Raw genomic sequence first — 20,376 nt, forward strand, 5'->3', positions numbered from 1 at the left:
CGGCGCTCTATCGCGCGGCGATAGCGGCGGCGGCGCCCGCCATCGTCGTCGCGCTGACACGGTTGGCGATCTTCATGGCGCGCCTGCTCTTCAGCAGCCGGCGCGCCTGGGAGGCGGCCAGCACCCAGGCGAGATCGATGACGATCAGCACGAGCGCCATGGTCAGCGTCAGCTCGACCCAGCCGATCACGCTGACCGAAGCCAGATCGATGATGGTCGGCAGCAGCGCCAGATAGAACATCATGATTTTCGGATTGCCGAGTGTCACCGCCATGCCGGCAAGGAAAAGTTTCAGGGGCGAGTCCTCGCGCGGCATCTCGCCCTCCTTCGCCTCGACCGGCGCCGTCCACATCTTGAACGCGAGATAAGCAAGGTAGGCGACGCCAACCCATTTCACGACGACGAAGGCGTAGTGGAAGGTTTGCGCCACGACGGCGAGCCCGAACACCGCCAGCGAAAGCCAGACGCCCTCGCCGATCCACATCGCCAGCAGGAACGGGAAGACGTCGCGGAATCCTTTCGAGATCACCCGCGCCACCAAGGCTGCGATCGACGGGCCGGGCGAACCGGCGGCGACAAAGAGCGCGGCGGCGAAGATCAGCAAAGAGGCGAGATGCATGGGGTCGCTCCCTATAAGAGATAAAGAACGATAGCCGATCGTACTAGATTTGGCACGCCCAACGAGGCGCGAACGTTGATCAAGGCGACAACAACTGCCAGCGCCGGCGCCGCCCCTCATCTGGCTGCCGCCATCTTCTCCCCGTAAACGGGCGAAGGGACATGGCGCCGACGATTTCGCCAGTCGCGAACGTTGCAGAAAGAGCGCCGGAGTTCGCGCGAGATTCCCTTCTCCCCGTTCACGGGGAGAAGGTGCCGGCAGGCGGATGAGGGCAGCGCCGACGCCTAAATTGAAACGAAAGCAGCTGACTGCGGCTGAAACAAAAGAGGGAGCACCCGCTCCCACTTTCGAACTTTCCGTGGAACCTTACGCCGCGCCCATCACCTTGGCGGCCTTTTCGAAACGCTTGCGCTCGTTCGGGTCGAGATGGAGCTTGCGCAGGCGAATGGTCTTCGGCGTCACCTCGACCAGTTCGTCGTCCTGGATCCAGGCCAGCGCGCGCTCCAGGGTCATGCGGATCGGCGGCGTCAGCTTCACCGCTTCGTCCTTGCCGGCGGCGCGGATGTTGGTGAGCTTCTTGCCTTTGAGCACGTTCACTTCGAGGTCGTTGTCGCGCGAATGGACGCCGATGATCATGCCCTGGTAGACCTTGACGCCCGGATCGATGATCATCGGGCCGCGGTCTTCCAGGTTCCACATCGCATAGGCGACCGATTCGCCCTGCTCGTTGGAGATCAGCACGCCATTGGTGCGGCCGGGCAGCTCGCCCTTATACGGCTCATAGGCAAAGAACAGCCGGTTCATCACGGCGGTGCCGCGCGTGTCGGTCAACAATTCGGACTGGTAGCCGATCAGGCCGCGCGTCGGGGCATGGAAGACCAGGCGCTGGCGGTTGCCGCCGGACGGGCGCAGCTCGACCATCTCGGCCTTGCGCTCGGACATCTTCTGCACGACGACGCCGGCATGCTCCTCGTCGACGTCGATAACGACTTCCTCGACCGGCTCCAGCAGCTGGCCGTCCTCGCCCTTCTGCATGACGACGCGCGGGCGCGACACGGCAAGCTCAAAACCCTCGCGGCGCATCGTCTCGATCAGCACCGCGAGCTGCAATTCGCCGCGGCCGGACACGAAGAAGGAGTCCTTCTCCGCCGATTCCTCGATCTTGAGCGCGACATTGCCCTCGGCCTCGCGCAGCAGGCGGTCGCGGATAACACGGCTGGTCACCTTGTCGCCCTCGGTGCCGGCAAGCGGCGAGTCGTTGACGAGGAAGGACATGGTCACGGTCGGCGGATCGATCGGCTGCGCATGCAGCGGCTCGCTCACCGTCGGATCGCAGAAGGTGTCGGCGACGGTGCCTTTCGACAGGCCGGCGATGGCCACGATGTCGCCCGCCTGGGCCTCGTCGATCGGCTGGCGCTCGAGGCCGCGGAAGGCGAGGATCTTCGAAATGCGGCCGGTCTCGATCTGCGTGCCGTCATGGTGCAGCACCTTGACCGCCTGGTTGGCCTTCAGCGTGCCGGACTCGATGCGGCCCGTGATGATGCGGCCGAGGAACGGGTTGGCCTCGAGGATGGTGCCGATCATGCGGAACGGGCCGGGATGGACCGTCGGCGCCGGCACATGCTTGACGACCAGGTCGAACAGCGGTGCGAGACCCTGGTCTTTCGGGCCTTCCGGATTTTCCGAAACCCAGCCGTCGCGGCCCGAACCATAGAGGATCGGGAAATCGAGCTGCTCGTCGGTGGCGTCGAGCGCGGCGAAGAGGTCGAACACCTCGTTGACCACTTCGATATGGCGGGCATCCGGACGGTCGATCTTGTTGATGACGACGATCGGGCGCAAGCCGACCTTGAGCGCCTTGCCGACAACGAATTTGGTCTGTGGCATCGGCCCTTCGGCGGCGTCGACGAGCACGATCGCCGAATCCACCATCGACAGGATGCGCTCGACCTCGCCGCCGAAATCGGCGTGTCCGGGCGTGTCGACGATGTTGATGCGGGTGCCATGCCAGTCGACCGAGGTCGCCTTGGCCAGGATGGTGATGCCGCGTTCCTTTTCGAGGTCGTTGGAATCCATGGCGCGCTCGGCGACGCGCTGGTTGTCGCGGAAGGCGCCGGACTGTTTCAGGAGTTGGTCGACGAGGGTGGTCTTGCCATGGTCGACATGCGCGATGATCGCGATATTGCGGAGGTTCATTGTCTGGTCTCGGGAGCGTTGCAGGCAGCAGGCCCAGAGGCGCCGCCTTTTTCGGTTGCGCGGCTCATACAAGGTTTTTCGCAATTGCGAAAGGGGAGGCCCGACCCCAAATACATGGTCACTGATTCTTAAACGTCTTGGTGTGAAATGATTCCGTTAACCAAGGCGGAACCTTTGAGGGGCCGGACAGTTCGATGTTCATGACCGATCCTATGTCCAGATTGCGTCCGGTTTTCGCGTGGGCGGCGCTTGGAATGCTCGTCGCTGCCGGCGCAGCGCAGTCGGCGGCGACGCTTCGGCAAGCCGACCCGATCGCACCGCCCGACGCCAGGACCGCGCAGCAGATGTTCGCCGACGCCCCCGACGGCGTCGACCCGATCGTCACCGGCCCGGTCAGCGCCGCCTTCAAGCAACGCCAGAAGGATGCCAACTGCGACACCGCGGTCTGGCCCAACGTTCCCCGGGCTTGCTATCCGGACTGACGGTCTTTTGCGAGTTCAGTTCTGGACCACCTCACCGCGTTGACGTCACACGACGACGCGACTGCTGGGCCTAGGGTGTGTTGAGATTCAGGTCAGGCCGAGCCGAGAACGGTGGTTTCCGAGAATCGGAGCGGAGCGTACTTAAAGTACGTGAGCACCGGAAGCGCAGGTAACCATTGTTCACAGGCCGGCATCACCTGAATATCAACGCAGCCTAAGCCGACCGCACCGGATCGAGCGTAACCTTGTAAAGCTCGTTGTCGTCGCGATCCATCAGCCGTACGGTGAGCTGTTCCGTTGCGCCGGAAATGTCGACCAGACCGAAGAACTGCAGCCCGGCCGACGGCGGCAGGTTCTGGCCCTGTTCGGCGGTTGGCGCCTTGATGAACTTCAACTCCGGCCCGAAGGTCATGTCGAGATCGTTGGGGCCGAAGCTGCCGGCGTGGATCGGGCCGGAGACGAATTCCCAGAACGGATTGAAATCCTGGAACTGCGCCTTGTCGGGATTGTAGTAATGCGCCGCGGTGTAGTGGACGTCGGCGGTCAGCCACACCGTGTTGGTGATGCCGGCATTCTTGATGAAGCGCAGCACGTCGGCGAATTCGAGCTCGCGGCCTTTCGGCGCGCCATTGTCGCCGTTGGCGACCGCCTCGGCCCCGGCCTTCTTCGCCGCATCGTTCCAGACGACAAGGCCAAGCGGCATGTCGGCGGCGATGACCTTCCACGTTGCCTTGGAATTCGCCAGCTCGCGCTTCAGCCACTTGGACTGCTCCTCGCCGATCATGCGCGACTTCGGCGTCAGCGTCTCTTCCATGTCGGGGCCGTTCGGGCCGCGATAGGAACGCATGTCGAGGAAGAACACGTCGAGCAACGGCCCATGCGAGACCTTGCGGTAGACGCGGCCCGGCTCCGACGGCTCGTAGCGGATGGTCGTCATTTCATGGAAGGCGCGAGCCGCCCTGGCCGCCAGCACATGGATCGACTTTTCCTTGTAGCGGTCGTCGGCGGTCAGGTCCTTCGAATCCGACCAATTGTTGAGCACCTCGTGGTCGTCCCACTGGTAGAAGGTCGGGCAGATGGCCGACAGGCCAAGCACATGCTTGTCCATCATGTTGTACTTCCACTGGTCGCGGTATTCGTCCAGCGTCTCGGCGACCTTGCGCTTGCCGTCGATCATGACGACGTTCTTCCACTTGCCGCCACCGGGCAGGTCGACCTCGTCCTTCATGGCGCCGTCGGCATAGATGGTGTCGCCGGAATGCAGGAAGAAGTCCGGCGTGTGCTTGGCGATGCTCGAATAGGTCTTCATGCCGGTCTCGTCGATGCCCCAGCCCTGGCCGGCGGTGTCGCCGGACCAGGCGAAGCGCACGTCGCGCTTGGACGACGGCGCGGTACGGAAACGGCCGACGATCGGCTCGGACACGGCATTGATGTCGGAAAGATCGGCAGCAGTCATGCGGTAGAAGATGTCCTGGTCCGAGGCGAGATCGGTGAGCAGCCGCTTCACCGTGTAGTCGCTGGCCGGCGAGGTATCGAGCGCAGCCAGCCGCGTCGCATTGGCGAAGCTTTCGGTCGTCGATACTTCATACATCACACGGGCCGGACGATCGGTGCGGGTCCAGACCATGCCCGAGGTGGCGTCGACATCGCCGGACTGGACGCCATGCGTGAAGGCCGGACGCTGGCTGGCGCGGGAATAATAGGGCAGCGCCAGACCGGAGGCGCCGACAAGGCCGAAGGCGCTGGCCGAAGTGACGAAAGCGCGGCGGGTGAGCGAAAGCTTGTTCATGGCTGTCTCCGGGATGGCATTGAGCGGGACCGCCAAGCTCTCGCCTCAATGTTTCAGGCGCATATCGGAACCATGAAGTTTTGATAACAGTCGACATCTTCCTTCTCCCCTTGTGGGAGAAGGTGGATCGGCGCGATAGCGCCGAGACGGATGAGGGGTGTTCCAGCGGAGTGAGGCGTCGGTGTTCCAGCGGAGTGAGGCGTCGGTGTTCCCTGGAGCACCCCTCATCCGGCCGCTTCGCGGCCACCTTCTCCCACAAGGGGAGAAGGGAAAGTCGCGCCTAAGCCGCCTGCGGCTCCGGCCCGAAGGCCGGCCTGCTCGTGTTGATCAACAGCGAGATACAAGCCGCCGCGATACCGGTCATGCCGGCAATCAGGAAGGCCAGCTCGTAATTGCCCTGCAGCTCGCGCATCGTGCCGCCGAAGGCGGCAGCGGCGGCGGCGCCGACCTGGTGGCCGGCGACGATCCAGCCGAACACGATTGGTCCGCTGCGATCGCCGAACGCCTCGTTGGCGAGCCTGAGCGTCGGCGGCACGGTGGCGATCCAGTCGAGCCCGTAGAGCACGGCGAAGATGACCAGGCTGGTCGCCGAGAAGCCGGAATAGGGCAGGTAGATCAGCGACAGCCCACGCACCGCGTAATAGATGCCGAGCAGCTTGCGCGGATCGAAGCGGTCGGTGAGCCAGCCGGACAGCGTCGTGCCGATCAGGTCGAAAATGCCCATCATCGACAACAGCCCGGCTGCCTGCACCTCGCCAATGCCCATATCGCCGCAGAAGGCGATGAGATGCGTGCCGACGAGACCATTGGTGGTGAATCCGCAGACGAAGAAGGTGGCGAACAGGTACCAGAACACCCGTGTGCCCGCCGCGCGGCGCAGCGTGTTCAGCGTATGGGCCAGGAAGTTGCCCTGCGATGCAGGCGACACCGGCGGCACGTCATTCGCATCGGCGCCGTAACGAACCTGGCCGATCGAAGCGGGGCGCTCCGGCACCAGCAGCAAGACGAAGGGTATCAGCGCGGCGGTGGCCAGCGCCACGGCGATCGCCACCGGCTTCCAGCCGCCGCTCTGCGCCAGCGAGGCGATGAGCGGCAGGAAGACCAGCATGCCGGTGGCGCTTGAGGCCGACATCAGGCCCATCATCAGGCCGCGATTGGTCTTGAACCAGCGGTTGACGATAGTGGCGCCGAGCACGCTCGCCACCGCGCCCGAACCGATGCCGGAAAACACGCCCCAGGTGATGAAAAGATGCCATGGCTCAGTCATGAACAGGCTAAGCGCGGTCGATCCCGACATCACCAGCAGCGAGCCGAGCAGCGTGCGGCGCAGCCCAATACGTTCCATCAGCGCGGCGGCGAACGGTCCGGTCAAACCGTAGAGCAGGATGCCGACGCTGGCGGCCCAGGACGTTACGTCGCGATGCCAGCCGAAGCTTTCCTCCAGCGGCACCATCATCACCGAGGGCGCCGAACGGAGCCCGGCCGCGATCAGCAGGCACAGAAAAATGACGGCAACGACGACGAATGCGTAGCGCTGGCCAAACGGACGGGACTGGATTATCATGTTACTGACCGGTACGTTGCAATGGAGTGAAGCCATACATACGTACCGGTCAGTAACATTGTCAAGCGAGTTGTTTGAATGCCATCCGACAATAAAATTGAAGCGTCGATCAGCGAGCCCCCTGCTCCCCGAGCGGCAGACAAGATCCTGGACGTGGCGCGCGACCTCTTTTACCGCGAGGGGATAAGGGCGATCGGCGTCGACGAGATCGTCAGGCGTGCCGGCGTCACCAAGCCGAGCCTGTACCGCAGCTTCCCGTCCAAGGATGAGCTCGCCGCCTCCTATCTGCGCAAATACGACCTCGAATTCTGGGAACGCTTCGACGAAGCGGTCGATGCGCATCCGGGCGATCCGCGGGCCCAGATCATCGCTTTCCTGACCCGCGTCGGCAAACGCACGCAAAAGCCCGATTATCGCGGCTGCGGCATGACCAACGCGGCGGTGGAATATCCCGAGCGCGGACATCCTGCGCGGGTGGTGAGCGAGAACAACAAAGTGGAATTGCGCCGGCGCCTGCGCGCCATGGCGGCCGCCATGGGCGCTGCCGATCCCGACACGCTGGGCGACGGCCTGCTGCTGCTCATCGAAGGCGCCTATATCAGCGGCCAGTTGTTTGGCTTGGGCGGACCGGCAGCGGCAGTCGCCCGCAACGCCGATCTCTTGATCGAAGCCAGCTTGAAGAAATAGCGATTGACGTTACGCTCGGGCAGCTCGAACGGAGTTGTCAGCGATGCGCGCTCTTCTGGTCCCGCTTGCCCTCGCCGGTTTCTGCCAGGCGGCCCAGGCCGGCGACATCTCCAGCGCCTATACCGAGCTCGACTGGAAGAAGGACTGCGTGACCTATGCGCAGGCCGCGGAAGGCGACGGCGACTGGGCGAGCCTCGCTTGCTCCGGCTATCGCGGCTACCCGGTGATGATCAGCTACGACGACGCGCGCGAATCCGTCTATTACGGCTTTCCGTCCGACGACATGACTGCGGTCTGGGAGAGTTTTACCGCGTTCAACGGCTCTGGACCGAAAGTCGAATGGCGCATCGAGACCAATGGCGACGTCGTCATCCCCTTCGCCGCCATCCACCGCCGCTCCGTCAGCAACCCTGAGGACGAAAAGAAATCGACCGATGTGCTGGTCGTCGCCAAGGTGGCGCAACCGGAAGAGCATCAAGGTTGCACGATCGGCCTGGTATTAGCCACTGGCAATCCGCAGGCCAACGACCAGGCGCGCAAGCTCGCCGACGACAAGGCAAAGACCTTCGCCTGCGGCAAGGACAAGCGCGAGGTGATCGGCGACGTGCCGCCCTTCGGCCGCGTGGACAACTAACCGGGCCTCGCCAACAATTGGGCCAGGGCCGGATCGGGTTCCCATTCACCTCGCTGCCTAGTAAACCCTTGCGCGGTTGCAGCCAGTCTCGGGAGGTTCCGCTTGTCCAGTTCTGTCAGCGTGGCGAACGAGAACGGCGTGGCGGTGGTCACCATCGACAACCCGCCGGTCAATGCGCTGAGTTTTCATGTCCGCAAGCCGCTTTACGAGGCGCTTACCGCTTTGCGCGACGATCCCGCCGCGAGCGCGATCGTCATCGCCTGCGCCGGCCGCACCTTTGTCGCCGGCGCCGACATCACCGAATTCGGCAAGCCGGTCGAGCAACCGGAATTGCGCGCCATTATCGCCCTGCTGGAAACCATCGCCAAGCCGACGGTCGCCGCCATCCATGGCACGGCGCTCGGCGGCGGGCTGGAACTGGCGTTGGGCTGCCATTTTCGCGTCGTGGATGCCGGCGCCAAGCTCGGCCTGCCGGAGGTAAAGCTCGGCCTGCTGCCGGGCGGCGGCGGGACCGTACGTTTGCCACGCCTGGTCGGCGCCGCGAAAGCGCTCGGCATGATCGTCTCGGGCAGCCCGATCTCGGCCGGCGAGGCGAAGGCCGTCGGTCTTGCCGATGCGGTTGTCGACACCGATCTCTTGGCAGAGGCGGTTCGTTTCGCCCGCGAAATGGTTTATCGAGGCGGACCGTTCGTGCCGGTGCGTGACCGCAACGACCGCCTTGCCGGGACCGACCTCGCATCCTTCGATAGCCTAGCCGCCGATCTGGCCGAGAAAGCCCGCGGACTGGACGCGCCGCTTGCCTGCGCCGAAGCCGTGCGCAACGCGATCACCTTGCCGTTCGACGCAGCGCTCGCGGCCGAGCGGGAGCTTTTCCAAAAACTCGTTTCCGGCGACCAGTCGCGCGCGCAGCGGCATTTGTTCTTTGCCGAGCGCGAGGCGGCGAAGATACCGGGTAAGGATCTGCAGAAGCGCCGGATCGAACGCGTCGGCATCATCGGCGCCGGCACGATGGGCGGCGGCATCGCCATGGCCTTTGCCAACGGCGGTCTCCCGGTGACTTTGCTCGAGACCAGCGAGGAAGCGCTGCGGCGCGGCCTGGCGACGATCGAGAAGAACTATGCCGTCTCCGTCAGCCGCGGCTCGTTGACGGAAGAGGCCAAGCAGCAGCGGCTCGGCCTATTCAAGGGCAGCACCGACTACGCCGATCTCGTCGATTGCAACTTGATCATCGAGGCCGTGTTCGAGGACATGGCGGTGAAGAAGGACGTGTTCGGCAAGGTCGACGCGATCGCCAGGCCCGGCGCCATCCTCGCCACCAACACCTCCTATCTCGACGTGAACGAAATCGCCGCCTCTACGTCGCGGCCGCAAAACGTGCTCGGCATGCATTTCTTTTCGCCGGCAAACGTCATGAAGCTCCTTGAGATCGTGCGCGCCGAAAAGACCGCGCCTGAGGTTCTGGCGACGGTCACCGACCTCGCGCGGCGCATCGGAAAGATCGCGGTCGTCGTCGGCGTCTGCCACGGTTTCGTCGGCAACCGCATGCTGTCGGCGCGGGGCGCCGAAAACGAGGCGCTGTTGCTGGAAGGCGCGACGCCAAGCCAGGTCGATGGGGCCTTCACAGATTTCGGCTGGCCGATGGGGCCGTTCCAGATGGGCGACCTCGCCGGCCTCGATATCGGCTGGCGCAACCGCAAGGCCCGCGGCCAGAAGGCTGTGATCGCCGATGCGCTGTGCGAAGAGGGACATTTCGGCCAGAAGACCGGGCGCGGCTGGTATCGTTACGAGACCGGCTCGCGTGAGCCGATTGCCGATCCGGACGTCGAGGCGCTGATCCGGGCGAAGGCGGCGGAGCTTGGAATTGCGCGGCGCGAGATCGGCGCCGAGGAGATTCTCGAACGTACGCTTTATCCCTTGGTCAACGAGGGTGCGAAGATACTCGAGGAAGGCATCGCCGCGCGCGCGTCCGATATCGACGTCGTCTGGGTCAATGGCTACGGCTTCCCGATCGGCAAGGGCGGGCCGATGTTCTGGGCCGGCCTTGCAGGCGCTGCGAAGATCGTCGAGCGGCTGGAGCATTGGCACCGGCAGACCGGCCGGCCGATATTCGAGCCGGCGCCGGCGTTGAGGCGGTTTGCCGAGACGGGGGCTTGGGAAGAAGTGAGCGACGCCCGGTAATTCGTCATTCCAGGGCGAAGCGAAGCGTAGACCCTGGAATCCATGCCGTTCCATCAGACGAAGAATGCCACGGTCCAGAATAGGCATTGGCGCAGCCGTCGCTGATTCTGCGCCGTTGAGCAGCGTCAAGGTCACGGCATGGATCCTCGGGTCTGCGCTGCGTCGCTACGCTCCTTGCTCCGCCCGTGGATGACGAACGCACAGGCGTCCCCATCAAATTTGACCATGTGGACAAATCTCAGGCGCCGTTCCATAGTCCTGGGTGTCTGACATTCTTGGAACGGCCGGCTCGACACGGCTGTCGAACAGAGGGGCACTTCAATGGAAAACGAACGTAGCAAAACGCAACGCGCCGGCCTGTCGCGGCGCAGCGTGCTGGAACTCGGCGCGCTCGGCCTCGCGGCTACCGTGCTGCCCGGCGCGGCCTTCGCCAAGGACAAGAAGCTGAAGGTGGCGGCGATCTTCGCCACGCCGATCGAGGAGCCGTGGGACAACCAGATCCATGTCGCCCTGCAGAAGGCCGAGAAAGAACTGGGCATCGAATACAAATGGTCGGAAAAGGTGCAGACCGCCGACTTCAGCCGCGTGATGCGCGAATATGCTCAAGGGGGGTACCAGCTCGTGCTGGGCGACGCCTTCGCCGCCGAGCGCGAGTCGCGCCGCACGGCTAAACAATTCCCGAAGACGGCGTGGCTGTTCGGCTCCGGCGCCGGCCCGGCCGAGCCCAATTTTGGCGTCTTCGACAACTGGATTCACGAGCCCGCCTATCTCTCCGGCATGATCGCCGGAAAGATGTCGAAATCGGGCACGGTGGGCGCCGTCGCGGCGATGGGCATCCCGGAAGTGAACCGGCTGGTCAACGCTTTCTTCGCCGGCGCCAAGGAGGTCAACCCGAACGTCAAGAAGAAGGTCGCCTTCATCGGCTCCTTCTTCGATCCGCCCAAGGCCAAGGAAGCAGCCGTGGCGCAGATCGATGCCGGCGTCGACGTCATCTATGCCGAGCGCTTCGGCGTCATCGAGGCCGCGGTCGAGAAGAAGATTTTTGCCATCTCCAACATGTCGGACCAGTCCAGCCTCGGGCCGGACACGGTCATCACCGGCCCGGTGTGGGACATGTACCCGACCGTCGAGCAGGCGATCAAGCTGGTCAAGGCCGGCGTCTTCACCGCGCAGGACTATGGCGATTTCTCGCGCATGGCCAAGGGCGGCTCGTATCTGGCGCCCTACCACAAATTCGACAAGACACTGCCCGCCGACGTCAAGGAGCTGGTCGAGAAGAAGAAGGCCGAGATCCTCGAAGGCAATTTCCGCGTCGACGTCGACGAGAACACGCCGGTTTCGGATTGACGCCGGCGTTCCCCTCCCCCTTGAGGGGAGGGTGGCCCGCAGGGCCGGAGGGGTCGCCCGCGACGCACTCCATCCTTTGTATCAACGTCGAGGCGGTTGAGGCGACCCCTCCCGCCTCGCTTCGCTCGGCACCCTCCCCTCAAGGGGGAGGGATACCAGCGCAGGAGCACCCTTGTCCGCCCCACTCATCGAAATGCGCGGCATCACCAAGAGCTTCGGCGCCGTCAAGGCGAACGAGGCCGTCGACCTTAGCGTCGCGCCCGGCGAGATTCTCGGCCTGCTCGGTGAGAACGGCGCCGGCAAGACGACGCTGATGAACGTGCTGTTCGGCGCCTATGCGCCGGACGCCGGCGAGATCCTGGTCGAAGGCAGGCCGGTCGCCATCCACAATTCCGCCGACGCCCTGGCCGCTGGCATCGGCATGGTGCATCAGCATTTTCACCTCGCGCCGCGCCTCACGGTGCTGGAAAACCTTTTGATAGGCATTGCCGGCAGGTCCGGCCGCATCGATCGTGCTCGCGGGCTTGCCCGCCTGGACGAAATCAGCCGGCAATATGGGCTGAGCCTCGATCCGAACCTGCCGGTCTCGGCGCTGTCCGTCGGCGAGCAGCAGCGGCTGGAAATCATCAAGGCGCTGTTTCGCGGCGCCAGGCTTTTGATTCTCGATGAGCCGACGGCGGTGCTGGCGCCGAGCGAAGTGGACGGCCTGTTCGCCGCCCTGCGCTCGATGGCGGCGCAAGGGCTCGGCATCATCTTCATCTCGCACAAGCTCAACGAAGTCAGGGCGCTCACCCATCGCTGCGTCGTGCTGCGCCACGGCAAGGTCGCCGGCCGCGTCGACGATCCGGCAAGCACCACGTCGGCGGAAATGGCCAAGCTGATGTGCGGCCACGAAATTGTCCCGCCGGTCAAGCAGTCTTCGACGCCCGGCGCTTCCGTGCTGACGCTCGACCGCATATCCACTTCCGCTCATGCCGGCACGCCGCTGCGCGACGTCTCGCTTTTCGTCCGCGCAGGCGAGATCCTGGGCATCGCCGGCGTTTCCGGCAACGGCCAGCGCGCGCTGGCCGATGTCATTTCCGGCATGCTGTCGCCCAAGGCCGGAGCGATGACGATAGCCGGCAAAGCGGTTGCGCAATTTTCGCCGCGTGAATTGCAGACGCTCGGCCTCGGCCGCATCCCGGAAGACCGGATGACCACCGGCCTCGTCACAAACCTGCCTTTAGCCGATTCCATGGTGCTGCCGCGTATCGGCACCGAGGTCTTCAGCCGCAAGGGCCTGCTCAACCCGGCCGCCATCCGCGCCTTCGCCGAGCAACAGATCAAGGCCTATGACATACGCTGCCCCGGACCGATGGTGCGCGCCGGAGCGTTGTCCGGCGGCAATCTGCAGAAGGCGCTTCTTGCGCGCGAGCTCGCCTTCGACCCCAAGGTGCTGATCGTCTCGCAGCCGACGCGCGGCCTCGACATCGGCGCTGCCCGCTTCATCCACGAGAAATTCCTCGCCATGCGCGCCAAGGGCTGCGGCATCATCGTCATCGGCGAGGACCTCGAGGAATTGCTGATGCTCTCGGACCGCATAGCCGTGATGTATGAGGGCCGCATCGCGGGCACGCTTCCCAGCGCGGATGCCACCGTCGCGAGGCTCGGCCTGATGATGACCGGCGCGGAGGGCCACGCCTGATGTTCCGCCTCGAAGCCCGCACGTCAACGCCCGCCTGGTTCAGCCTCGCGCTGCCGCTGGTCGCCATCGCTGCCACACTGATCCTGTGCAGCGGCCTGATCGCGATTGCAGGCGCCGGCGTGATCGAGGCCTATGGCGTCATGCTGTCCGCATCGCTCGGCGACAGCTACGCCATCACCGAGACGCTGGTGCGCGCCGCCCCGATGATCTTCACCGGCCTGGCGGTGGCGATCGCCTTCCGCGCCAAATTCTGGAACATCGGCGCCGAGGGCCAGCTGCTCGCCGGTGCGGTGGCAAGCTGCTTTGTCGGCGCCATCCCGATGCCGGGCTATCTCGCTATGCTGCTGATGGCCCTTGTAGGCGCGGCTGCGGGCGCTCTCGTCGCGCTGGTGCCGGCGACATTGCGCGTCAAATTCAAAGTCGACGATGTGGTGAGTTCTCTGTTGCTCAACTCGGTCATCTATTACGCGCTGATGGCGTTGATCGAGGGGCCGTGGAAGGACACCTTCTCCGGCTATCCGATCTCGCCGCCGATCGAGGACTCGGCCAATTTCCCGGTGCTGATCGAGAGCACAAGGCTGCATCTCGGCGTGGTCGTGGCGCTGATCGCCGCACCCCTTTGCTGGTTCCTGATCGCGCGCACCACGCTCGGCTTCAGGATTCGCGTCACCGGCGAGAACCCGGAAGCCGCGCGCTATGGCGGCATCAACGTCCAGCGCGTGCTGCTGTCCACTGCGCTGCTCTCCGGCGCGCTGGCCGGGCTCGCCGGCGTCGGCGAGGTCGGCGGCGTGCACTTCCAGGTGATGAGCGACATCTCGCCGGGCTATGGTTATTCGGGCATCGTCGTCGCCATGCTCGCGAGGCTCAACCCGCTCGGCGTGGTACCGGCGGCGATCTTCCTGGCCGCGGTCATGACCGGCGCCGAGGCGATGTCGCGCGCCACCGGCGTGCCGGCTTTCTTAAGCGACGTCATCCAGGGCACGGCGCTGCTGGCCATGCTGGTGGCGCTGCTGTTCACTGCCTACCGCATCCGCCGCGTGGGAGCGCCAGCATGAGCGTGGTGTTCGAGCAGATCTTCCAGGTCGGCTTCCTCGCCGCCATCATCCGCATCGCCACGCCGCTTGCTTTCGCCACGCTTGGCGAAATGTTTTCCGAGCGCGCCGGCGTGCTCAATCTCGGCATCGAAGGCATCATGCTGCTGTCGGCGATGGCTGGCTTCACCGCGGCGAGCCTTGGCGGCAGCCTGTGGCTTGGCGTGCTGGTAGCCGTGCTGGTCGGGGCGCTGATGGGCGCGCTGCATGCGCTGTTCACCGTGGCACTGGGCCTCAGCCAGCATGTCTGCGGCATCGGCGTGACGCTGTTCTCATCCGGCCTTGCCTATTTCCTCTACCGGCTGATCTTCGGCCAGCAATCGGTGCCGCCGAGCATCGACGGCTTCAAGCCGGTGCCGATCCCGCTGCTTTCGGACATCCCGATCCTCGGCCCGGCGGTGTTCAGCCAGTTCACGCTGGTCTATCTGGCGATCATCGCCATCCCGCTCGCCGCCTTCGTGCTCTACCGCACGCCATGGGGGCTGTCGGTGCGCATGGTCGGCGAGAATCCGCGCGCGGCGGACTCGGCCGGCGTCAGCGTGATTGCCACGCGCTTCCAGGCGGTGATCCTCGGCGGCGCGCTGATGGGCCTTGCCGGCGCCTTCCTCACCATGGCGCAGTTCAACGCCTTTACCTTTGGCGTCGTATCCGGGCGCGGCTGGGTGGCGATCGCGCTGGTCGTGTTCGGCCGCTGGGATCCCTGGCGCTCGGCGGGCGCGGCGCTGCTCTTCGCCTTCGTCGACGCGCTGCAGCTCAGGATGCAGGCGAGCGGCCTCGGCCACATCCCCTACGAAGCCTTCCTGATGCTGCCCTTCATCTTCACCATCGTCGCCATGGCCTTCATGTCGCGCAACGCGGTCGCGCCTTCGGCCCTGCTGAAGCCGTTCCGCCGGGAGGAGCGGTAGGCGGGTGGCGCCCTTTCCTCTCCCTCCGGAGGGGAGAGGTGGCGCTGCGAAGCAGCGGCGGAGTGGGGGAACCACCTCGCAACCGCCGCGAGCGAAAGGGCACTCGGCGCACGAATCTCCTTGCACCGCGCCATGGGTCGACCCCCACTCCGTCGAGCGCCTGCCGTTCTGGAACGAAAAACCTGGAACCGGGTATGCCGCTACCGGGCGAGAATGAAAAACTACAGATTGCATCCTCCCCAAAAATTTGTTCCAGAAACTGCTCAAAAATAGCGATCGACAAAGTCTACTAACTTTATAGATTAACGGTCGCGACGGAGGATCGACCATGTCCTACATTCAGAACGCCCAACGCAAAGGCCAGAGGGTTGCCGCCGACCAGAGCTGGAGGCCCGCCTATGGCGGCACGTTCGCCTACCTCGTCTTTGCGCTTGCCTTCGTGTTCACCGGCGCCGTCGTTTTCGGGATCATCCCCTGACTGAGCCGGGGCCAGAGCAATTCCAGGAAAGTGCGAACTGTTTTCCGTCCGGAATTGCGTAAAAACAAAGGCCCCGCCGTCCAAAAATCTGAGTTGTGTAATCGGAGCTGAAGAAGGCCGGCGCGCTGTCGCGCGCCGACGAGATGGATTTGACTCGGGTTCGGAGCGGGGCGGCCCAACGTGATGGAGGAGATGGCAATGCCAATCGAGTTCACGCATGTTCCTGGTAAGCCTGCCCATGGCAGCTTCTTCTATGATTTCGCCGAGACGGCGACCAAATTGTCGCTGATCGAGGATTCCGGCTTTCGCAAGCTGGTGGTGGACGATCCGGCCGGACTGCTTGCCAACATGGATATCGCCGCGCAGACGCTCGACCGCACCGGCTCGCTGGAGGTGGTGCTGACGCATTGGGCCGGCGTTATCGAGCCGACGGTAGCGGCCAGGCAGCTCGCAGCGCTCGACCGCAGAGGCGGGGGGCGTCTGTCGCTTCGCATGCTGAGCGAGCCGCTTGAAGACAGCGATGCCGAGGCGCGGCCGGTCGGCCACAGCGTCGTGTGGCAGCGCATCGACGAATATCTGGTGCTGCTGAAGCGCCTGTGGTCGAACGACAGGCCCTTCGACCATGAGGGCGCCTTCTACAGCGTGCGCGGCGGCTTCGTGCCGCGCAAGGGTCCGCACGGCGCCGATCTCGTCATCCGGCTCGGCGGTCAGTCGGGCACCGCGCTGAAGGTCGCCGGCAAGCATGCCGATGTCTTCGAGCTGGCCGCCGGTTCGCCCGACGAGGTGAGGCAATTGATGGAGCGCGCGCGCAGCGCCGCCGCCGAGCACGGCCGCGGCGGCAGGCTGCGCTTCGCGCTTCCGGTGCGCATCCGCCCGGACGGCTGGACGGGCGCCTCGGATCACAAGGCGGTCGAGATTGTCGGGCCGCCGGCGCGGCTCGCCTTGGCGCTGTTGCCCTATGCGGCGCTGGGCGTCGAGGAATTCATGATCGGCGGCATCGACCGCCTGGGCGAGATCGCCCGCATCGGGCGCGAGACGATCACGCTGGTCGCGAATTCGCTGGCGCGACGCGAGACGGAGGTCCCGCAGCCGGGTGCGTTTACCTCCCACCCTTTTGCGCAACACTGCGCGTCCTAGACTAAGGTCGCTCCGCGTCGGAATAGTCCAGGCCGTCCATCACGTAATCCGCGAACAGGAAGTCGCGGATGCCGGCGATCCGGCCGTTCTCCCAATCGATGAGGATGAAATAGCGCGGCGCTCCGTGCGGACGCTCCGGGCTGGTGACCAGGATAGCGGGCCGGCCTTCGACGAGGCCGGCCGTGAAATGCCAATGCGTCTCGTCGGCATAGCGGCCGAAATAATTGCCGACATATTCCTTGCCGTCGGCTCGCAGGCGGTTGACCAGCTCCAGCTTGACGTCCTCGGCCAGCAGGCCGCGCAAGGCATCGAAGTCCCTGGCGTTGAAGGCGGCCACATAATCGCCGAGGCGCCGCATGTCGTGTTGGTCGAGCGCCGGGCGGGGCGGCGCGATGCGCGGCGCGGCCGCCAGCTTGCGCAGGCTCTCGCGACCCCGCTGCAGCGCGCCCTTGATCGCGGTCTCGGAAGTTTCGAGGATTTCGCCGATCTCTTCCAGGCTGTGTCCAAGCACATCCTTCAGCACGACCGTGCATCGTTGCGCCGGCGGCAGTTGCATCAGTTCGGCCAGGCTCGCCTCGGCGGCAATTCGGGCATCCAGCGCCGAGTTCTGGTCGGCGATCGTGTCGAGCTCGACTTCGCTTTCGCGCCCCCGCAAGCGGGCCCGCTTGCGCAGGAAATCGAGGGCGGCGTTATGCGCGATGCGAAACAACCAAGGCTCGGTCTTGTCGGGCATGTCGCCATTCCTGATCGCCACGAAGCCTTTTGCCAAAGCCTCCTGGACGATGTCTTCGCCATCGATGACCGATCCGACCATGCGCGACGCGTAGCGGTGCAGCTTGGCTCTCAGCGAAGCGGCATCGCGCTCGAAGGCGCGAAGCCTGGTTTCGGTTGCCGCAACGGACTGATCGTGCGAACCGGTCACGCGTGCTCTACCTCTTTGTTCGACGCAATTCCGGACAGAAGGTCGGCGAAGGCGCCGAACCTAACCGTTTCACACTTTTCCTGGAATTGCTTCAGTTCTCCACTCCGCCCGTATGGGAATAAGTCGTGTGGCCCATCATGGTCTCGCCGGAGGCGAGCTCGACGATGCTCTTCATGTATTCGCCGAAGCGGGGATCGCCGCGGAAGGCCGCGATGTCGTCCGCCGAACGCCATTGCGAGATGTTGGCCACCTTGCTGCCGTCGACGCCAATCACCACGGATGACGACAGCGAGCCCGGCTGCTTGCTGAAGAAACTCTTCGTGCCCTCGGCAAGCGTGTTGGCGAGTTCCTGCTGCTTGCCCGGCTTGGCGGTGAAGACGTTGATCAAGGTCACTGTGGTCGACATGGCTGGGCTCCGTTTGTCCTGATGGCGGAGGCCGTCTCGGCTCTCGCACCCGTTACGACCCTCAAGACGAAGCCTGAACCGAAAACGGAACGGTACACGCAAAAGTTTTTCGGCAATCAATCAAGTTCGCGATTCGGACGCTGCCATTGACCTATCAAGCGGCCGCCGCGCCCGTGAGTTCAGAAAAATTTATCCTCGCCGTTCCAAAAGCCATCCGCGTTTCGTCTTGGTGAGTGCCGGGTTGCCATCCCGGCATCAACCAAGGGAGAAGCAAATGTCGATCCTGTCATCCATCGCTCGCATCGCAGGCGAATACACCGCGACCCGTGCCCGCTATCGGGCAGCGCGGACGCTCTATCTGCTGCCTCTCGACATCCGCAAGGATATCGGCTGGCCGGAACCCGGCGATCCGCGCGATCCCGAAATCCTCAGCTCGCCACACCCGCGAGCCGTGATAGCGCGCTGATGACGGCCGCCGAGTTCGCCAGCGCGCCGAAGACGCCGTCCTCGACCGTCACCATATGCGGTGCGGCTTCATGCGCATACCGGTCGCCGCTGGCGCAGGCGTCCGAAATCGTCAGGCACTGGAAGTTGCGGTCGCAGGCCTCGCGCAACGTGGTGTGCACGCACACATCCGTCGTGCAGCCGGTGAACAGCAGATGCGTGATGCCGCGCGCCCGCAGAATGAGCTCGAGATCCGTGTGGGTGAAGGCGCTGTTGCAGGTCTTGTCGATGATGATGTCTCCAGGCGCGACCTCGATGTCGGAAACGATCTGGAAACCTGGGCCGGAGCGCAGCAGGACATCGGTGCCGTCGAGCCCTGCCCGCTTGCGTCGCCATCTTTCGTAAGGCGTCATGTCGGCCATGTCGGCGCGGTAGCCTTGCCTGGTGTGGATGATGGTGAGGCCGGCGACGCGGGCCGCGGCAATCAGCCGGTTGACCGCCGGCAGGATGGCTCGCAGCGGCGACGGATCGTAGCCCTTCCTGGCGAAGTAGCCGGTCGGCGAGAGGAAATCCTCCTGCAGGTCGATCACCAGCAGTGCCGTATGCTGCGGCTCCAGCTTGCCGTCATAGGGAAAGTCGAAAGGTATCGCCGTGATCATCGGCCGCCTGCTCTTCTTGCTCCATGCGCATCGTGCCCGGCAACCGTCTTGCGGTCCAGGCCCGCAGCGTGCTCAGGCGGGCATAGGCACATTATGAATTGTGGAACAGCATAGTCATCTTTATAGTTGACTCGCAAACTCATGTTTCATAGTCAACCGGCACGGCTCGCCCTGCGCCTGTCTGTATGGCGGCCGCCGCATTGCAATGATGAAGTGAGGACGAGCCTTGTCCCGAAACAGCCTCTTGGCGGCGCTGGCCGCGTCGCTCATTCTTTCGGCTGGTGTCGCCGCGGCGCAGGGACGATCGCCTGCGCCGGTCGAGCAGGCGCCGGCCGCTCCAACCCTGCAGACGCCCCCGGCGCAGGCGCCCGCCGCCACGTCGGTCGCTCCAGGCATTCGGCCGGCTGCGAACGGCACCACGAGCGAAGAGCCTTCCATCTCGCTGACGCTGCCGCATGACCTGTCGCCCTGGGGCATGTTCATGAATGCCGACATCGTCGTGAAGGCGGTCATGGTCGGGCTGGCCTTCGCTTCTCTCGTCACCTGGACGATCTGGCTCGCCAAGTCGCTGGAGGTCTTCGCCGGCAAGCTGAGGGCCCGTCGCGCCGCCGATGCGATCGGCAACGCCGCGACGCTGATGCAGGCCGGCCGGGAGCTTGGCCACAGCGGCGGTCCAGGTGCGCTGCTGGTGCGGGCGGCGGAAGAGGAACGGGCGCTGTCGGCCGGCGCGCTCGATCATGCCTCCGGCGACGGCCTGAAGGAACGCGTCGCCTCCAGGCTTGCGCGCATCGAGGCGGCGGCGGCGCGGCGCATGTCGCGCGGTACCGGCCTGCTCGCCACCATCGGCTCGACGGCGCCCTTCGTCGGCCTGTTCGGCACCGTCTGGGGCATTATGAACGCCTTTATCGGCATCTCGCAGGCGCAGACCACCAACCTCGCCGTCGTCGCGCCCGGCATCGCCGAGGCGTTGCTTGCCACCGCCATGGGCCTCGTCGCGGCCATTCCGGCGGTCGTCATCTACAACGTCTTCGCACGCTCGATAGCCGGCTACAGGCAGATCCTCGCCGACGCTTCCGCCGGCGTCGAGCGGCTGGTCAGTCGCGACCTCGATTTCCGCACTGTGCCGCAGGCGACGGCCATGGCGGCGGAGTAGC

The 20,376-nt window shown here is 64.8% G+C and carries 19 protein-coding genes; 12 read left to right on the forward strand and 7 right to left on the reverse strand.

The genetic code is table 11. The features are described 5' to 3' along the window. Window positions 1-7: 7 nt before the first annotated feature. Together FJ423_RS11870 and typA are read right to left on the reverse strand one after the other, a co-directional pair. Window positions 8-619, reverse strand: a complete 612-nt coding sequence (locus FJ423_RS11870) for a LysE family translocator (RefSeq protein ID WP_140841878.1) — start codon at window positions 617-619, stop codon at window positions 8-10. Window positions 620-985: 366 nt separating this feature from the next. Further along, window positions 986-2,815, reverse strand: a complete 1,830-nt coding sequence (gene typA / locus FJ423_RS11875) for a translational GTPase TypA (protein ID WP_140841880.1) — start codon at window positions 2,813-2,815, stop codon at window positions 986-988. A 194-nt stretch (window positions 2,816-3,009) separates the two neighbouring features. On the opposite strand from typA, the gene FJ423_RS11880 reads away from it, so the two are divergent. After that, window positions 3,010-3,297, forward strand: coding sequence for a hypothetical protein (locus FJ423_RS11880; protein ID WP_246680144.1), 288 nt, complete (start codon window positions 3,010-3,012; stop codon window positions 3,295-3,297). 214 nt (window positions 3,298-3,511) lie between these two features. On the opposite strand, the gene FJ423_RS11885 is transcribed toward FJ423_RS11880, so the two are convergent. Together FJ423_RS11885 and FJ423_RS11890 are read right to left on the reverse strand one after the other, a co-directional pair. Further along, window positions 3,512-5,086, reverse strand: coding sequence for an alkaline phosphatase (locus FJ423_RS11885; protein ID WP_140841882.1), 1,575 nt, complete (start codon window positions 5,084-5,086; stop codon window positions 3,512-3,514). Window positions 5,087-5,366: 280 nt separating this feature from the next. Then, complete coding sequence (locus tag FJ423_RS11890) at window positions 5,367-6,650, reverse strand: MFS transporter (RefSeq protein WP_140841884.1); 1,284 nt, start codon at window positions 6,648-6,650, stop codon at window positions 5,367-5,369. Window positions 6,651-6,728: 78 nt separating this feature from the next. Here FJ423_RS11890 and FJ423_RS11895 point away from each other — a divergent pair, with 78 nt between their 5' ends. The 9 genes from FJ423_RS11895 to FJ423_RS11935 all read left to right on the forward strand — a co-directional run bounded on the left by FJ423_RS11895 (window position 6,729) and on the right by FJ423_RS11935 (window position 16,791). Beyond that, window positions 6,729-7,337, forward strand: a complete 609-nt coding sequence (locus FJ423_RS11895) for a TetR/AcrR family transcriptional regulator (RefSeq protein WP_095770066.1) — start codon at window positions 6,729-6,731, stop codon at window positions 7,335-7,337. Window positions 7,338-7,380: 43 nt separating this feature from the next. Continuing rightward, a complete protein-coding gene (locus tag FJ423_RS11900) occupies window positions 7,381-7,971 on the forward strand; it encodes a hypothetical protein (protein WP_140841885.1) in 591 nt (196 codons plus the stop codon). Window positions 7,972-8,073: 102 nt separating this feature from the next. Further along, window positions 8,074-10,149 carry a 3-hydroxyacyl-CoA dehydrogenase NAD-binding domain-containing protein gene (locus FJ423_RS11905; RefSeq protein ID WP_140841887.1) on the forward strand — a complete coding sequence of 692 codons (2,076 nt, stop codon included), beginning with the start codon at window positions 8,074-8,076 and terminating at the stop codon, window positions 10,147-10,149. Window positions 10,150-10,470: 321 nt separating this feature from the next. Next, entirely contained in the window at window positions 10,471-11,496 is a 1,026-nt protein-coding gene (locus FJ423_RS11910; protein WP_140841889.1) for a BMP family protein, read from the forward strand. Between the two features lie 172 nt (window positions 11,497-11,668). Continuing rightward, window positions 11,669-13,180 carry an ABC transporter ATP-binding protein gene (locus FJ423_RS11915; RefSeq protein WP_140841891.1) on the forward strand — a complete coding sequence of 504 codons (1,512 nt, stop codon included), beginning with the start codon at window positions 11,669-11,671 and terminating at the stop codon, window positions 13,178-13,180. Then, on the forward strand, window positions 13,180-14,235 hold the full coding sequence (locus FJ423_RS11920; RefSeq protein ID WP_140841893.1) for an ABC transporter permease: 1,056 nt from the start codon (window positions 13,180-13,182) through the stop codon (window positions 14,233-14,235). The genes FJ423_RS11915 and FJ423_RS11920 overlap by 1 nt, the downstream gene beginning before the upstream one ends. Beyond that, window positions 14,232-15,176 (forward strand): ABC transporter permease, encoded by a 945-nt coding sequence (locus tag FJ423_RS11925; protein ID WP_140841895.1) that lies wholly within the window; start codon window positions 14,232-14,234, stop codon window positions 15,174-15,176. Before FJ423_RS11920 ends, FJ423_RS11925 begins: the two co-directional genes overlap by 4 nt. A gap of 328 nt (window positions 15,177-15,504) precedes the next feature. After that, a complete protein-coding gene (locus tag FJ423_RS11930; RefSeq protein WP_140841897.1) occupies window positions 15,505-15,654 on the forward strand; it encodes a hypothetical protein in 150 nt (49 codons plus the stop codon). Window positions 15,655-15,852: 198 nt separating this feature from the next. Then, complete coding sequence (locus tag FJ423_RS11935; protein ID WP_140841899.1) at window positions 15,853-16,791, forward strand: LLM class flavin-dependent oxidoreductase; 939 nt, start codon at window positions 15,853-15,855, stop codon at window positions 16,789-16,791. Window position 16,792: 1 nt separating this feature from the next. On the opposite strand, the gene FJ423_RS11940 is transcribed toward FJ423_RS11935, so the two are convergent. Further along, a complete protein-coding gene (locus FJ423_RS11940) occupies window positions 16,793-17,713 on the reverse strand; it encodes a sigma-70 family RNA polymerase sigma factor (RefSeq protein ID WP_246680145.1) in 921 nt (306 codons plus the stop codon). Window positions 17,714-17,804: 91 nt separating this feature from the next. Further along, complete coding sequence (locus FJ423_RS11945) at window positions 17,805-18,119, reverse strand: antibiotic biosynthesis monooxygenase (RefSeq protein ID WP_140841901.1); 315 nt, start codon at window positions 18,117-18,119, stop codon at window positions 17,805-17,807. Window positions 18,120-18,393: 274 nt separating this feature from the next. On the opposite strand from FJ423_RS11945, the gene FJ423_RS11950 reads away from it, so the two are divergent. Continuing rightward, window positions 18,394-18,585 carry a hypothetical protein gene (locus FJ423_RS11950; protein WP_140841903.1) on the forward strand — a complete coding sequence of 64 codons (192 nt, stop codon included), beginning with the start codon at window positions 18,394-18,396 and terminating at the stop codon, window positions 18,583-18,585. Here the strand turns inward: FJ423_RS11950 and FJ423_RS11955 are convergent. Next, entirely contained in the window at window positions 18,548-19,222 is a 675-nt protein-coding gene (locus FJ423_RS11955; RefSeq protein WP_140841905.1) for an isochorismatase family cysteine hydrolase, read from the reverse strand. The genes FJ423_RS11950 and FJ423_RS11955 overlap by 38 nt on opposite strands. Window positions 19,223-19,448: 226 nt before the next feature. On the opposite strand from FJ423_RS11955, the gene exbB reads away from it, so the two are divergent. Beyond that, window positions 19,449-20,375, forward strand: coding sequence for a tonB-system energizer ExbB (gene exbB, locus FJ423_RS11960; protein ID WP_140841907.1), 927 nt, complete (start codon window positions 19,449-19,451; stop codon window positions 20,373-20,375). Window position 20,376: the final 1 nt, after the last annotated feature.

It is taken from the genome of Mesorhizobium sp. B2-8-9, assembly GCF_006439475.1.
Lineage (GTDB): Bacteria > Pseudomonadota > Alphaproteobacteria > Rhizobiales > Rhizobiaceae > Mesorhizobium.